16 protein-coding genes are annotated in these 13,655 nt (G+C 64.7%); 13 read left to right on the top strand and 3 right to left on the bottom strand.

Annotated features, from left to right (window positions below):
- Nucleotides 1-28: 28 nt before the first annotated feature.
- Both groES and LQ956_RS11490 read right to left on the bottom strand, forming a co-directional pair.
- Nucleotides 29-319, bottom strand: coding sequence for a co-chaperone GroES (gene groES / locus LQ956_RS11495; RefSeq protein ID WP_238622860.1), 291 nt, complete (start codon nucleotides 317-319; stop codon nucleotides 29-31).
- 130 nt (nucleotides 320-449) lie between these two features.
- Nucleotides 450-965 carry an FxsA family protein gene (locus tag LQ956_RS11490; RefSeq protein ID WP_238630029.1) on the bottom strand — a complete coding sequence of 172 codons (516 nt, stop codon included), beginning with the start codon at nucleotides 963-965 and terminating at the stop codon, nucleotides 450-452.
- Between the two features lie 575 nt (nucleotides 966-1,540).
- Between LQ956_RS11490 and LQ956_RS11485 the strand changes: the two genes are divergently transcribed.
- The 13 genes from LQ956_RS11485 (at nucleotide 1,541) to fis (ending at nucleotide 12,685) form a co-directional block, all read left to right on the top strand.
- The gene (locus LQ956_RS11485) at nucleotides 1,541-2,104 is read left to right on the top strand and encodes a thioredoxin family protein (RefSeq protein WP_238630030.1); all 564 of its coding nucleotides are present in this window, start codon (nucleotides 1,541-1,543) and stop codon (nucleotides 2,102-2,104) included.
- A complete protein-coding gene (locus LQ956_RS11480; protein ID WP_238622863.1) occupies nucleotides 2,101-3,429 on the top strand; it encodes a TolC family protein in 1,329 nt (442 codons plus the stop codon). The genes LQ956_RS11485 and LQ956_RS11480 overlap by 4 nt, the downstream gene beginning before the upstream one ends.
- Entirely contained in the window at nucleotides 3,429-4,208 is a 780-nt protein-coding gene (locus LQ956_RS11475; RefSeq protein WP_238630031.1) for an efflux RND transporter periplasmic adaptor subunit, read from the top strand. Before LQ956_RS11480 ends, LQ956_RS11475 begins: the two co-directional genes overlap by 1 nt.
- An 81-nt stretch (nucleotides 4,209-4,289) precedes the next feature.
- Nucleotides 4,290-4,610, top strand: coding sequence for a divalent-cation tolerance protein CutA (gene cutA / locus LQ956_RS11470; RefSeq protein WP_238622864.1), 321 nt, complete (start codon nucleotides 4,290-4,292; stop codon nucleotides 4,608-4,610).
- Nucleotides 4,607-6,409, top strand: coding sequence for a protein-disulfide reductase DsbD (gene dsbD / locus LQ956_RS11465; protein WP_238622865.1), 1,803 nt, complete (start codon nucleotides 4,607-4,609; stop codon nucleotides 6,407-6,409). The genes cutA and dsbD overlap by 4 nt, the downstream gene beginning before the upstream one ends.
- 2 nt (nucleotides 6,410-6,411) lie before the next feature.
- A complete protein-coding gene (locus tag LQ956_RS11460; protein WP_238630032.1) occupies nucleotides 6,412-6,981 on the top strand; it encodes a TlpA family protein disulfide reductase in 570 nt (189 codons plus the stop codon).
- Between the two features lie 314 nt (nucleotides 6,982-7,295).
- Nucleotides 7,296-7,739: a type II 3-dehydroquinate dehydratase gene (gene aroQ, locus LQ956_RS11455; protein ID WP_238622867.1), complete on the top strand. Its 444-nt coding sequence runs from the start codon at nucleotides 7,296-7,298 to the stop codon at nucleotides 7,737-7,739.
- Between the two features lie 6 nt (nucleotides 7,740-7,745).
- Nucleotides 7,746-8,207 (top strand): acetyl-CoA carboxylase biotin carboxyl carrier protein, encoded by a 462-nt coding sequence (gene accB, locus LQ956_RS11450; protein WP_238622868.1) that lies wholly within the window; start codon nucleotides 7,746-7,748, stop codon nucleotides 8,205-8,207.
- A gap of 20 nt (nucleotides 8,208-8,227) precedes the next feature.
- Nucleotides 8,228-9,574, top strand: coding sequence for an acetyl-CoA carboxylase biotin carboxylase subunit (gene accC, locus LQ956_RS11445; RefSeq protein ID WP_238622869.1), 1,347 nt, complete (start codon nucleotides 8,228-8,230; stop codon nucleotides 9,572-9,574).
- Nucleotides 9,574-10,461, top strand: a complete 888-nt coding sequence (gene prmA / locus LQ956_RS11440; RefSeq protein ID WP_238622870.1) for a 50S ribosomal protein L11 methyltransferase — start codon at nucleotides 9,574-9,576, stop codon at nucleotides 10,459-10,461. Before accC ends, prmA begins: the two co-directional genes overlap by 1 nt.
- 5 nt (nucleotides 10,462-10,466) lie before the next feature.
- On the top strand, nucleotides 10,467-11,345 hold the full coding sequence (locus tag LQ956_RS11435) for a zinc-ribbon and DUF3426 domain-containing protein (RefSeq protein WP_238622871.1): 879 nt from the start codon (nucleotides 10,467-10,469) through the stop codon (nucleotides 11,343-11,345).
- 105 nt (nucleotides 11,346-11,450) lie between these two features.
- The gene (gene dusB / locus LQ956_RS11430) at nucleotides 11,451-12,437 is read left to right on the top strand and encodes a tRNA dihydrouridine synthase DusB (RefSeq protein ID WP_238622872.1); all 987 of its coding nucleotides are present in this window, start codon (nucleotides 11,451-11,453) and stop codon (nucleotides 12,435-12,437) included.
- Nucleotides 12,434-12,685 (top strand): DNA-binding transcriptional regulator Fis, encoded by a 252-nt coding sequence (fis, locus tag LQ956_RS11425; RefSeq protein ID WP_238622873.1) that lies wholly within the window; start codon nucleotides 12,434-12,436, stop codon nucleotides 12,683-12,685. Before dusB ends, fis begins: the two co-directional genes overlap by 4 nt.
- A 41-nt stretch (nucleotides 12,686-12,726) precedes the next feature.
- Here the strand turns inward: fis and LQ956_RS11420 are convergent, their stop codons facing one another.
- Nucleotides 12,727-13,479, bottom strand: coding sequence for a THxN family PEP-CTERM protein (locus LQ956_RS11420; protein ID WP_347402223.1), 753 nt, complete (start codon nucleotides 13,477-13,479; stop codon nucleotides 12,727-12,729).
- Between the last annotated feature and the right edge of the window lie 176 nt (nucleotides 13,480-13,655).

Here is a 13,655-nt window from a genome sequence, read left to right as displayed (position 1 = left end):
TGTGCGGGGGGGCAGGAAGGGCCGGCTATCAGCCTTCGATGACGGCCATCACGTCTTCCTCGCGCATGACGAGGAGCTCCTGACCGTCCACCTTGACTTCGGTACCGGAGTACTTGCCGAACAGCACCTTGTCACCCACCTTCAGGTCCAGCGGGCGCACTTCGCCATTCTCCAGGCTCTTGCCCTTACCCACGGCGACCACTTCGCCGCGGATCGGCTTCTCGGCAGCGCTGTCGGGGATCACGATGCCGCCGGGGCTGGTGCGCTCTTCTTCCATGCGCTTGATGATCACCCGATCATGCAATGGACGGATATTCATGGGCCTTGACTCCTTAGAAGCAGGTTTTGGATTGACTGTGACTGTGTCTGATCCCAGGGGCTGTTAGCACTCCCCCTTGGTGAGTGCCAATAATAGGGGCGGACTTCCGGATGTCAAGGGGCAGGCGCAATTACTCTTGGCCCCGCTTGTGCTCCGGAGGCTCCTCTTCGGGACGCACCGGCTCTTCCCGCTCCCATTCTCCCTCGATGGTGCGCCCACGCTGCTCCTGACCCGGCGGCTGCCGGCCTTGGGCCTGGTACTGAGCACGGACATGGGTATGGGCGGCGAAAACCCCGCGCCGGATCATCCAGGCCGCCAGCAGTTGACGGGTGAGGGGAATCAGGCAGGCAAAGCCGATGGCGTCGGTAAAGAAGCCGGGGGTCAGCAGCAGGGCACCGCCGATGACCAGGAAGAATCCTTCCACCAGTTCCCGGGCCGGCAACTGCCCCTGGTCCATGGTGCGCTGGACCCGAGTCAGGGTGGCGATGCCCTGCTGCTTGAGCAGGTAGGCCCCGATCACGGCGGTGAGGATGACCAGGCCGACGGTGGCCCAGACACCGATGATCCCGCCCACCTTGATGAGCACGAAGATCTCGATCAGGGGGATGGTGAAGAACAGCAACAACAGGATGGGAAAGACAGGCATGATGGTGATATCCGTGTGTGGTGGATGAGCGTCGGATACACCGACCCATGATCGGAGGCACCGACAAATGAAAAGCAAACACTGAACAAGCCAACTTTGCCGCCACTGCAAGCGTTCTCTGCCGCCACCGCAAGCGTCCCCTGCCGTCACTCCCGCGAAAGCGGGAGCCCAGAATTTCCAGCCCGCGACTGGATTCCCGCTTGCGCGGGAATGACGACACCCGGAATCCATCGCGGCCTTGACCACCTGGATCCCGTCTGTGCGGGAATGACGGCCGGTGGACCACTCCGAGGCCATGCCCGCTTCCTGACCTAGACTCCCGCTTGCGCGGGAATGACGAGCGAGGCCCTGGGTTCAAGCGCCGAGCGCCCCTGGATGCCCGCTGATGCGGAAAAGACTTGTTCAGAATATCCAAAGGGTCACTTTGGCGGCCCGCCCCCATGAATTCAAGGCATACCGTTCTCGTTCTTCGGGATCTCGGTCTGGAAACACCCACTTGCCAGCCACCCCCGGGATTGGGTAAAACAAGGTTATCGACTTATCTCAATTGGAAATATGAAGCCTGGAGGCCGGCCATGCCCGTTATCGGATCACTGCCAAGGGTATTGCTCGGCACGGGCCTGTGCCTGCTGACGCTGCTGTGGAGCCTGTCCCTGCGCGCGTTGGAAAAAGACCCTTACGAGCACTTCTTCCAGTTCACCTTCGGGGATTTCCAGGAAGAACTGGACACCGCCCGGGGGGCAGGCAAGAAGGCGGTGCTGATCTTCTTCGAGATGGACGAGTGCCCCTTCTGCCACCGCATGAAGGACACCGTGCTCAACCAGCCCGAGGTCCAGGACTATTACCGTGAGCACTTCGCGGCCTTTGCGGTGGACGTGGAAGGGGCCATCGAGATCACGGACTTCCAGGGCAATGTCACCACCCAGAGGGAATGGGCCTTTCAGGACAACCGGGTCCGGGCCACACCGGTGTTCCAGTTCTTTGACCTCAATGGCCGGCCCATTGCCCGTCTGACCGGCCCTACCGCGGGGACCGAGGAATTCCTTTGGTTCGGCGAATACGTGGTCGAGGGACAATATCGGGAGCAACCCTTCAGCCGCTACCGGCGCGAGCGTCAGGAACAGGCACGGGGGCTATGAGCCGACGTATTCTGCCCCTGCTGATCGCGCTGTGCCTCCCCGGCGCGGCAGCCGGTGCCGATACCCCCCTGCCCTCGCCCCTGACCCTGGAGGACGCCCTGGCCCTGGCCGACCCGGCACATCCCCGCCTCGCCCTGGCCCGTGCCGAGCTTGACACCGCACGGGCCGAGCACCGGGTGGCCGCAAGCCGCAACGATCTGGCACTGGGCCTGCAGCTCAACCCACGTTGGGTCGAACCCAATGACCTGGCACCGATGCAGGATCATGACGACTCCCGGGCCATCCTCCACGGTCGCAAGACCCTCCACGACTTCGGTCGCAGCCGCCATCACCTGGCGGCCGCCGAATCCGCCGTGCTGTCCCGGGAGCGGGAACAGGATCATGTCCTGGCCGATCATCGCCTGCGGATCATGCAGGGCTTCTTCGAGGTACTGCTGGCGGACCTGACCTACACCCGGGACAACGAGGCCATGGCGGTGGCCTTCGTGGAACTCAACCGCCTGCGGGAACGCCATGGCCTGGGACAGATCTCGGATATCAACCTGATGGCACAGGAAAGCCAATACCAGGCAGCCCGACTACAGCGACTGGCCAGCTGGCAGCAGACACGCATCGCCCGCCAGCGCCTGGCGGCCCTGCTGGGACGGCCGGATCAGGTACCGGGGCGTCTGCGTACCCCGGCCCTGGCGGGCAACGACCGGGAGTTACCGGATGTCGAAATCCTCTGGACACTGTCCCGGGACCACAACCCTCGACGCCAGGCCCTGCACATGACGGTGGAGGCGGCCATGGCCCGGGTGGGCGCGGAGCGGGCGGAGCGCAGGCCCACCCTGAGCGCCGAGGCTCAGGCGGCCTGGTGGCAGCGGGAGTTCGGCGGCGACCGCAACCCCCTTGCCCTGGGGCTGGTGCTGGACATCCCCCTCTACGACGGGGGCCGGGTGGGTGCTCGCACGGCCCGAGAACAGGCCGGCCTGCATGAGGCCCGCGCCCGCCTGCAGGATTTCGACCTGTCCCTGCGCCAGGCGGTGTTGGAGACCTGGCTGGAGATCCAGCGCCTCAAGATCCAGCGGGAACAAGCTCGGGTGCAGGCGGATTACCGGGACCTGTACCTGGATCGCAGCCGCAGTCTCTATGAAATGGAAGTGGCCACGGACCTGGGCGATGCCATGACCCGGCAGTCGGAGGCCATGCTGTTCACCGCCGGCACGGAGTTTCAGCTCGCCCTGGCCTGGGCACGCCTGGCCCTCCTGACCGGGCAGGCCACGGCAGACCCACTGGCACCGGGGCCATTTTCACCCGCGGCCATGCAGGAGGATGATTCGTGATGCGTTCCAAGACTCGCCCCAGCCTGGTCATCTTATTCCTGCTGGCGCTGACGGTCACGGCACCGGCACTCCAGGCCGAGGAGGTCCCCGCCCGACTGGCCTGGGCCGACCGCCTGGAACTGGGCACTCCCATCTCCGGCACCGTCACCAAAGTGCTGGTAAACCCGGGGGACCGGGTGCGACAGGGCCAACCCCTGGTGGAGATGGACACCCGCGCCCTGCAGGCGGAGGAACAACAGGCCCGCGCCCAGGAGCACCGGCTGCGACTGGCCCGGGACGAAGCCCGCCGGGAGCACGAGCGAACCCGGGAGATGTACGACCGCACCCTCATCTCTGAGCGGGAACTGGCCCTGGCCGAGATTGCCCAGCGCATGGCCGAGGCGGAACATCAGGCGGCGCAGGCGGCCCTGACCCGGGTGCGGCTGGATCTGGAACATGCCCGGGTGACGGCCCCCATGGACGCCCGGGTGATCGCCCGGCATGTTGCCCCCGGCCAAGTGGTACACAACGCCCTGCGGGTACAGCCGCTGGTGACTCTGGCGGCGGATGGGCGCATGCTGGCGGTGGCAGACGTGGAGGCCGCTCTGCTTGACAGGCTCTCGCCCGGCACGGAGGTGGAGGTACGTGTGGGGGATCGGCCCCTCGCCGGGCGCGTGCTGGGACTGGGACTGGAGCCAGTGAACGAGTCCTTGCCCCGCTTCAGGCTGGAGGTGGTGTTTTCACCACCGGAAGCGCTCGGGCTGCGGGCCGGGTTGACGGCGGTGGTGGTCTTGCCCTGATGATGTGCGGGGGTCGGGGGAGAAGGGAGGACCGATGCATCTTCCGATCCGAACATTTTTCCGATCTGAAAAGGGCCACCCATGAGCGACAAACTATTGATCCTCACCACCCTCAACGACCCCGTCCGCGCCCGTGAGCTTGCCGGCGAGTTGGTCAGGCGACGCCTGGCCGCCTGCGTCAGCATCCTGCCGGCGGCCACCTCCGTCTATGTCTGGGAAGGCGAAATCCAGGAAGACGCCGAACATATTCTGCTCATCAAGTCCCGCGCCGACGGCTTCGACACCCTGCAAAGGACCATCCAGGCCCTGCACCCCTATGAACTTCCGGAGATCATCGCGGTTCCAATCACCCACGGCCTGGAAGGCTACCTGCGCTGGATAGACGACAACACCGACTCATGATGCGACGCTCACTGCGATTCCTGCTGCTGGCACTGCTGCTGCCGGCCCTCCCCGCTCTCGCCCAGTTCGGCATGGGGGACGAACTCCTGCCTCCGGACAAGGCCTTCGCCTTCGATGCCTATCTGGAAGATGAAGACACGGCGGTGGCCCACTGGCGCATCGCCGAGGGCTACTACCTCTACGGCGCCCAGTTCCGGCTCGAGTCGCAGACCGAGGGCATCGAACTGGGCGAGCCCCGCCGCCCCGCCGGCGTCATCAAGGAAGACGAATTCTTCGGCCAGGTGGAAACCTACCGATATGACATCCGCATCCACATCCCCCTCCTGCGCGGCGAGGATGCCCCTGACACGCTGACCCTCAAGGCCCGCTCCCAGGGCTGTGCCGACATCGGGGTGTGCTACCCCCCCCATTTCCAGACCGTCAGCCTGGATCTCACCGACATCCGCGGCCCCCAGGCCCTGGAACCCCGGCCTGCGGCAGACGGCCCGCCCGTGACGGAACAGGACCGCATCGCCGCCCAGTTGGCGGATGGACGCATCTGGCTGGTGGCTCTGGTGTTCTTCGGTTTCGGCCTGTTGCTGACCTTTACCCCCTGCGTCTTACCCATGATCCCCATCCTGTCCAACATCATCGTGGGCCAGAAGGATCTCACCACCCGCAAGGCCTTCTTCATCTCCCTGGTTTTCGTCCTGGCCATGGCGCTGACCTACACCGTGGCCGGGGTGATCGCCGGCCTGGCGGGGGCCAACCTCCAGGCGGCCTTCCAGAACCCCTGGATCATCGGCGGCTTCGTGGCCGTCTTCGTCGCCCTGGCCCTGGCCATGTTCGGCTTTTATGAGCTGCAGATGCCCTCCGGCATCCAGACTCGCCTGTCCGCCCTGTCCGGCAAACAGCAGAGAGGGACCCTCATCGGCGCCGCCATCATGGGCTTTCTCTCGGCCCTGATCGTCGGCCCCTGCGTCACCGCCCCTCTGGTGGGGGCCCTGATCTACATCAGCCAGACCGGTGATGCGGTGCTCGGCGGTCTGGCCCTGTTCTCCCTGAGCATGGGCATGGGCCTGCCGCTACTCATCATCGGCACCTCCGCCGGCAAGTTGCTGCCCCGGGCCGGCGCCTGGATGGATACGGTCAAGGCCGTGTTCGGCGTGCTGCTGCTGGCCATGGGCATCTGGCTGCTGGAGCGGGTGGTGCCCGCCCAGGTCGCCCTGTTCCTGTGGGCCACCCTGCTCATCGTTTCCGCCGTCTACATGGGCGCGGTGAGATCCCTGCCCGAGAACGCCGGCGGCTGGCGGGTGCTGTGGAAGGGGCTGGGTCTGGTGATCCTGATCTACGGGATCTTGGTCATGATCGGTGCCGCCTCCGGCGGTCGGGACATACTGCGGCCCTTGAGCGGCATCACCACCGGCACCTCGGCAACGGTCCAGGCCGAACTGCCGTTTCGCCCGGTGGACAGTCTGGCGGACCTGGAACGGGAGCTGGCCCAGGCCCGGGAACTGAGTCAGCCGGTGATGCTGGACTTCTATGCCGACTGGTGTGTGGACTGCGTGCGCATGAAACGCACCACCTTCCAGGACGGCGACGTGGCCCAGGCCCTGTCCGGGGTGCGCCTGCTCAAGGCCGACGTCACCGCCAATACCGGCGATCACCGGCAACTGATGCAGGCCTTCAACCTGTTCGGACCACCGGCCCTGGTCTTCTATGATGGGCAGGGACAGGAGTTAGCCCATGAACGGGTGGTAGGCTACATGAACGCCCGTCAGTTCACCGACCATCTGCTCCGCGCCCTGGGGAGATCCTGAGCATGTCATCACCACAATCCGGTCCTTCGCGCCGTTATCTGCTACCGGTCCTGCTGGCGCTCGCCCTGATCTCCGGCACCGCGGCCGGCTTCGGTTTCAGCCTGTTCTCCTCCGGCAAGCAAGCCGACGGCGAACTCACCGGGTCCGGGATGCTGGGTCAACAGCGCCCCGACTTTACCCTGCCCGACATGCAGGGCCGGGAGCGCACCATCGCCGAATGGGATAATCAGGTGGTGCTGGTCAACTTCTGGGCCACCTGGTGCCCGCCCTGTCGCAAGGAGATACCCACCTTCGTGGAAATGCAGGAAGACCATGAGGCCGCCGGTTTCACCATCGTGGCCGTGGCCATCGACGAACACCAGGCGGTGCAGGACTTCATGGATACCTATATGGTGAATTTCCCGGTGCTGATCGGTGAGGACACTGCCATGGAGGTGGCACGCCGCTACGGCAACCGCTTCGGCAGCCTGCCCTACAGTGTGCTGCTGGACCGAGAGGGGCGAATCCGGTATATCCATGCAGGTGAACTGACCCGGGCGACGCTGGAGCGAGAGTTGAAGCCGCTGCTTTAACGTGAACGAACCCAGGTTCAGCCACAGACACTCCCTTCTCCCCCTGGGGGAGAAGGGCCGGGGATGAGGGGGGCATCGCCATCAAGATGCATGAGAGTCAGGCGGCGAAGCATCCCACAAAACCTCTCGGAAAATTATTAGAACATGCCGTAAACTTCGGCAAAAAACCCATAATTCGGTTCAAACCCTGGACACCACCCCACCCTTGAGGCACAATCCCTTGCACCTTGGGGGTATTCACCTTTCCTGCGTCTGACCGCGGTTTCACCCCGCAAGGCCCGGCATTTTCCAGTCCTCGCGATGTTGTGAAGCCCATGGCCCAGTTCCTGCTGCTCAACGGTCCCAACCTGAACCTGCTCGGCACCCGTGAACCCGGCGTGTACGGCAACCGGACCCTGGACGACATCGTTCAGGCACTGACCGAACAGGCCCGGCAGGCCGGCCATGACCTGGACGCCTTCCAGTCCAGCGCGGAGCACGCCCTGATCGATCGCATCCACGCCGCCCGCCATCAAGGCGTGAACTGCATCCTGATCAATCCGGGCGCCTATACCCATACCAGCATCGCCCTGCGCGACGCCCTGCTGGGCGTGGCCATTCCGTTCATTGAAGTTCATCTGTCCAACACATTTGCCCGCGAGTCCTTCCGCCACCACTCCTACCTGTCCGACGTGGCCGCCGGTGTCATCATCGGCCTGGGCCCCCAGGGGTATGCGCTGGCGCTGCAGGCCGCCATGCAACTGACCAACCGAAGCTGAGACGCCATGGATATCAGAAAAATCAAGAAACTGATCGAACTGCTGGAAGAATCCGGCATCAACGAGATCGAGATCCAGGAAGGTGAAGAATCGGTCCGCATTACCCGGGCAGCCCCCAACAGCGGCACCGCCTTCATGATGCCGCCCCAACAGTACATGGTTCCCGGCGCCGCGCCCGCCGCCGCACCGGCGACGCCCGCCACCGTGGAAGACAAGCCTGCCGCCCTGCCCTCCGGCCACCAGGTCACCGCCCCCATGGTGGGCACCTTCTACCGCGCCCCCACCCCCGGCGCCCGCGCCTTTGTGGAAGCGGGCCAGTCGGTGAACGCCGGTGATACCCTGTGCATCATCGAGGCCATGAAGATGCTCAACCAGATCGAGGCCGACAAGGCGGGCGTGATCAAGGCCATCCTGGTGGAAAACGGACAGCCGGTGGAATACGGCCAGCCCATGTTCATCATTGACTGACCGCGGGGCCGAACAAGCACATGTTCAACAAGATACTGATTGCCAACCGGGGTGAGATCGCCCTACGGATCCTGCGGGCCTGTCGCGAGATGGGTATCAAGACCGTGGCGGTGCATTCCGACGCGGACCGGGATCTCAAGCACGTGCGTCTGGCGGACGAGTCGGTGTGTATCGGCCCGGCCCGCTCCATCGAGAGCTATCTCAACATCCCCGCCATCATCAGCGCCGCCGAGGTCACCGATGCCGAGGCCATCCACCCCGGCTACGGCTTCCTGTCGGAAAACGCCGACTTTGCCGAACGGGTGGAATCCAGCGGCTTCGTCTTCATCGGCCCCCGGGCCGAGACCATCCGCCTGATGGGTGACAAGGTCTCCGCCAAGGACGCCATGATCGCCGCCGGCGTCCCCTGCGTCCCCGGCTCCGGCGGCGCCCTCGGGGAAGACCCGGAGGCCAACCTGGAACTGGCACGCAAGATCGGATATCCGGTCATCATCAAGGCCTCCGGCGGCGGCGGCGGCCGCGGCATGCGGGTGGTGCACTCCGACGGTGCCCTCATCAACGCCATCTCCCTGACCCGCAACGAGGCGGCCTCGGCCTTCAACAACCCCACCGTCTACATGGAAAAGTACCTGGAACGGCCCCGGCACGTGGAGATCCAGGTGATCGCCGACGAACACGGCAACGCCGTCAGCCTGGGGGAGCGGGACTGCTCCATGCAGCGCCGCCACCAGAAGGTGATCGAGGAGGCCCCGGCCCCCGGCATCACCGAGGAACAGCGTCACACCATCGGCGAACGCTGCGCCGACGCCTGCCGTCGGATCGGTTACCGGGGCGCGGGCACCTTCGAGTTCCTGTTCGAGGACGGGGAGTTCTTCTTCATCGAGATGAACACCCGCGTGCAGGTGGAACACCCGGTGACCGAGATGGTGACCGGTATCGACATCGTACGGGAGCAGATCCGCGTGGCCGCCGGCGAACCGCTGAGCTTCACCCAGGATCAGGTCAAGATACAGGGCCATTCCATCGAATGCCGCATCAATGCGGAAGACCCGACCACCTTCATGCCCTCCCCGGGCACCATCAGCCAGTACCACGCCCCCGGCGGTCCGGGCATCCGCGTGGATACCCACATCTATAACGGCTACAAGGTGCCGCCCTACTACGACTCCATGATCGGCAAGCTCATCAGCTACGGGGCCACCCGGGAGATCGCCCTGTCGCGCATGCGCGGGGCCCTGGCGGAGATCGTGATCGAGGGCATCAAGACCAACATCCCCCTGCACCGGGATCTGATCAATGACGTGGCCTTCCAGAACGGCGGCACGGACATCCACTATCTGGAAAAGAAACTCAAGGCACAGAGCTGATGATTCAGATCACCATTCCGGCCGCAGCCGAGCAAACCGAGACCGTGGAAGACGCCCTGCTGGACCTGGGGGCCATCTCGGTGATGCTGCGGGATGCCGGGGATTTCCCCCTGCTGGAACCCCTGCCGGGGGAAACCCCCCTATGGCCGGATACCCTGGTGACCGGGCTGTTTGCCGCCGAGGCGGACATCCCCGCCCTCACCGCCGCCCTGTCCCAGGGACTCGGTCTGGAGCCGTCCCGCATCCACCACGAGATCTTGCCGGATCAGGACTGGGTGCGGGCCTGCATGGATGACTTCAAGCCCATCCGCTTCGGGCGGCGCCTGTGGATCGTCCCCACCTGGCACGAGGCACCGGACCCACAGGCGGTCAACATCCGCCTGGACCCGGGCCTGGCCTTCGGCACCGGCACCCATCCCACCACGGCCATGTGCCTGGGCTGGTTGGACCGGCACAGCCCCGTGGACCAAGAAGTCCTGGATTACGGCTGCGGCTCGGGCATCTTGGCCATCGGCGCCCTGGCCTTGGGCGCCCGTCATGCCTGGGGCGTGGACATCGACCCTCAGGCCATGACCGCCACCCGGGAGAACGCCCAGCGCAACGGTATCGCCCCGGAACGACTGCATGCGGCGCTGCCCGACGCCCTGCCGGACGAACTCCGTTTTGACCTGACCATGGCCAACATCCTGGCCGGCCCTCTGATCGCCCTCGCCCCGGCCCTGGGTCGACGCACCCGGGCGGGAGGACACATCATCCTCGCCGGACTGCTGGACCGCCAGGCCGAAGAAGTCGCTTCCGCCCATGACTCCTGGTTCGAGATGAGCGTGGCCGATCAGCAGGACGGCTGGACGCTGTTGCAGGGCGTCCGGCGCAGCGACATCACCTGACCCTCATGCTCACCTGCTGCCCCCATTGCCGGCACCGGTTCCACGTCAGCGATGCGGAACGGGAGGCCTGGGGCGGCCAGGTGAGATGCGGCGACTGCGGTCAGGTATTCGATATCCGGACCACCCAGAACGAACCCGTGGAGGACCTGGCTCAGCCGGACTTCGGAGAACGCCCCCGCAAGCTGAACCTGGGCGCGTTCGGCGTCTCCCTCCAGGACGCAGAGGCGCCCCGCGCCGTCGCCCGTGACAAACCGGGTCCTGGTGCCCCCGACGCTTCCCCTGAACCACCGCGGCGACGACCACCCGGGAACGAGACCCGGGATATTGCACCCACCTCGGTCCCGACGACCCCCGCCATGATCCCGGCCGTCCTAAAGGATGACCTGACCGTCGCGCACCCACCCCGTCGTTCCCTGCGCAGCACCCTGGCCTGGGGCCTGGCCTGCCTGTTTCTGATCCTGGCCCTGATGGCCCAGCTGGCCTACGAGGAACGCGAACAGTTACTGGCACATCCCGAGCTGGAACCCTGGGTACGCCAGGCCTGCGACCTGCTGGGCTGCCCGTTGCCGCCGCGCACCGACCCCGCCTCACTGCACCTGATCAGCCGTCAGGTACACAGCCATCCCGGTCATCCCGGCGCCCTGATGATCACCGGCCGCCTGGAAAACCGGGCCGACTTCCATCAGCCCTGGCCGATCCTGGAGATGATCTTCATGGACATCATGGGCAACCCGATGGCGGCACGGCGCTTTGCCCCCGAGACCTATCTGGTCCACCCCCCGGAAGGACTCATGCCGCCGTCACAACCGGCGGACATCCGCCTGGATGTGGGGGATCCGGGACCCGCGGCGGTGTCCTATGAATTCCGATTCCTCGCCCCCTGAACAACATATCCCTGCCCCGCCCGGGAACAAGGGCTTTATACCCTGCCCCCCACTGGGTATCATGGTTGGTCCGGCGCAAACCACGCATCACGCCCTTCAAGACCCATGCATATCGGACCCTACACCGTCGACCCGCCACTGATCCTCGCGCCCATGGCGGGCATCACCGACCGCCCCTTCCGTCAATTGTGCCGACAGCAAGGTGCCGGTCTGGCGGTCTCGGAAATGGTCCACTCGGACATGAGCCTGTGGGGGACCACCAAGTCCCGCCTGCGCCTGGACCAGGAGGGCGAGATCGGCCCCCGCAGCGTCCAGATCGCCGGCTATGACCCCGACATGATGGCCGAGGCCGCCCGGGCCGCCGTCGAGCTGGGCGCCCAGATCATCGACATCAACATGGGCTGTCCCGCCCGCAAGGTGGTCAACCGCAGCGCCGGTGCCGCCCTGCTGGCCGACCCGCCCCGGGTGGCCCGCATCCTGGCGGCTGTCGTCGCCGCCGTGCCGGTGCCCGTCACCCTCAAGATCCGCCTCGGCGTCGACCGGGATCACATCAATGCCCCCGACATCGCCCGTCTGGCCCGGGATCACGGCATCCTGGCCCTCACCGTCCACGGCCGCACCCGCGCCTGCGGCTTCAAGGGGACCGTGGACTACCAGGCCATCACCCGGGTCAGGCAGGCGGTGGACATCCCCATCATCGCCAACGGCGACATCCGCACCCCCGAGCAGGCCCGGCGGGTACTGGAGATCACCGGCGCCGACGCCCTCATGATCGGCCGCGGCGCCCAGGGCCGTCCCTGGCTGTTCCGGCAGATCCAGCACCACTTGACCCACGGCAAGCATCTGCCCGATCCCACCCCGGCCCAGGTCCATGACCTGCTGCAGGCCCATCTGGGCCGGATGTACGATTTCTACGGGGAAAGCCTGGGGGTGCGTACCGCCCGCAAGCACATCGGCTGGTACCTGGACGGCCGCCCCGGCGCCGCCGATTGGCGCCCCCGCATCCTGCGCGCCCCGGATCGTGCCACTCAGCAACAGCTGATCACCCGCTACTTCCAGTCGCTCCCCCAAGGCGAGGAAATTGCCGCATGAATCACGAGGTCAAGGGAGAGAGCGAAACCCTGGCCAAGGCCGTGCACCAGGCCCTGGACGACTATTTTGCCCACCTGGACGGCCACGAGCCGGACAACGTCTATCGACTGGTGATGGAAGAAGTGGAGCGCCCCCTGCTGGCCTCCGTGCTCAGGCACTGCGACGGCAACCAGAGCCGGGCGGCGCAGTATCTGGGGTTGAACCGGGGGACGTTGCGAAAGAAGTTAAGGCAATATGGGTTGGCGTGAGTTCTGAAAACGGGGCCCATTACAGACCCCGTACAATAGCATCAGACAGAGAATCTGTCCCTTCTGCGATACATCATGCCCAGCATGCCCAACCCAAACCCCATCAGAGCAATCGTTGCCGGCTCGGGCACAGGGGACGGATCCAGTGCGAGGATGCTGGTGGCAAACAGGAAAGTGGTGGTCTGCTCCTCCGGCGTCAACCATCCACGGCAACCCGAAGGCACAATATTGCCAGTTGCCGTCGCCACACTGGAGCAAGCCGCATCACTCAGCACATCCAGCCCCGGCGTCAGCCCCAAGGCACTTGCCGAAATATCGGACTCTGGTGCAATGCCAGCGGCAAGGATCCCGCCAAAGAAGCTCAAACCATACCAGTAGCCTTCGTATTCAAACATGACATCAAGGGTATCCTGATCGATCACGAAAATATCGGCGCAACCATTTACATTCACACCCTGATTGTTTGCAGTACCATCGGCACACGGATTGGCCGCATTCGGTGTTTCGTAAAAAGTGACGGGGAACGTGAGCGTCGTTGCTGCACCACCGAATGGATCCGGGGTCAGAGTCAAGGTCGAGAGTATATTGACGGATTCCAGAAAGGGGCCGGAAGTCTCGAAAATCGGATTATTCTCGTGAGTAATCCATACATTAGTGATCGCGTCACCGTTGGTGATCACCGTAGTCTCGGCACCGCCCCCACCAATCTCCAGAGCGCTTGGACCGCCGTTTCCAGCCCCCCACTCAGAGCTTAAACTGCTGTCTAGATATCGGGGTCCACTATATTTTGGTATCCGTTGCCCGGATTCGTCAAAATCACCACAAAATACCCTGATCTCGCGGCTACTGGCGCTCGCAGCGTGAGGGAAATCCGGAAACTTCAGCCAAAAAAAATAAAGCCCATAAAAAACAATAACATAAAAAACCCGCCTCTATGAGAGGGAAAGTTTGGCGCCAACATTCTCCACCA

It is taken from the genome of Ectothiorhodospira lacustris (genome assembly GCF_022227845.1).
GTDB classification, from domain to species: domain Bacteria; phylum Pseudomonadota; class Gammaproteobacteria; order Ectothiorhodospirales; family Ectothiorhodospiraceae; genus Ectothiorhodospira; species Ectothiorhodospira lacustris.
This window is presented reverse-complemented; position numbering and strand designations above follow the sequence as displayed.

Excerpts from the sequence above, each read along its gene's own strand:
- fis (WP_238622873.1), top strand. The coding sequence starts at position 12,434 with ATGAATCACGAGGTCAAGGGAGAGAGCGAAACCCTGGCCAAGGCCGTG.
- accC (WP_238622869.1), top strand. The coding sequence starts at position 8,228 with ATGTTCAACAAGATACTGATTGCCAACCGGGGTGAGATCGCCCTACGG.
- prmA (WP_238622870.1), top strand. The coding sequence starts at position 9,574 with ATGATTCAGATCACCATTCCGGCCGCAGCCGAGCAAACCGAGACCGTG.
- LQ956_RS11490 (WP_238630029.1), bottom strand. The coding sequence starts at position 965 with ATGCCTGTCTTTCCCATCCTGTTGTTGCTGTTCTTCACCATCCCCCTG.
- groES (WP_238622860.1), bottom strand. The coding sequence starts at position 319 with ATGAATATCCGTCCATTGCATGATCGGGTGATCATCAAGCGCATGGAA.
- aroQ (WP_238622867.1), top strand. The coding sequence starts at position 7,296 with ATGGCCCAGTTCCTGCTGCTCAACGGTCCCAACCTGAACCTGCTCGGC.
- LQ956_RS11485 (WP_238630030.1), top strand. The coding sequence starts at position 1,541 with ATGCCCGTTATCGGATCACTGCCAAGGGTATTGCTCGGCACGGGCCTG.
- LQ956_RS11480 (WP_238622863.1), top strand. The coding sequence starts at position 2,101 with ATGAGCCGACGTATTCTGCCCCTGCTGATCGCGCTGTGCCTCCCCGGC.
- dsbD (WP_238622865.1), top strand. The coding sequence starts at position 4,607 with ATGATGCGACGCTCACTGCGATTCCTGCTGCTGGCACTGCTGCTGCCG.
- LQ956_RS11435 (WP_238622871.1), top strand. The coding sequence starts at position 10,467 with ATGCTCACCTGCTGCCCCCATTGCCGGCACCGGTTCCACGTCAGCGAT.
- cutA (WP_238622864.1), top strand. The coding sequence starts at position 4,290 with ATGAGCGACAAACTATTGATCCTCACCACCCTCAACGACCCCGTCCGC.
- LQ956_RS11475 (WP_238630031.1), top strand. The coding sequence starts at position 3,429 with ATGCGTTCCAAGACTCGCCCCAGCCTGGTCATCTTATTCCTGCTGGCG.
- dusB (WP_238622872.1), top strand. The coding sequence starts at position 11,451 with ATGCATATCGGACCCTACACCGTCGACCCGCCACTGATCCTCGCGCCC.
- accB (WP_238622868.1), top strand. The coding sequence starts at position 7,746 with ATGGATATCAGAAAAATCAAGAAACTGATCGAACTGCTGGAAGAATCC.
- LQ956_RS11460 (WP_238630032.1), top strand. The coding sequence starts at position 6,412 with ATGTCATCACCACAATCCGGTCCTTCGCGCCGTTATCTGCTACCGGTC.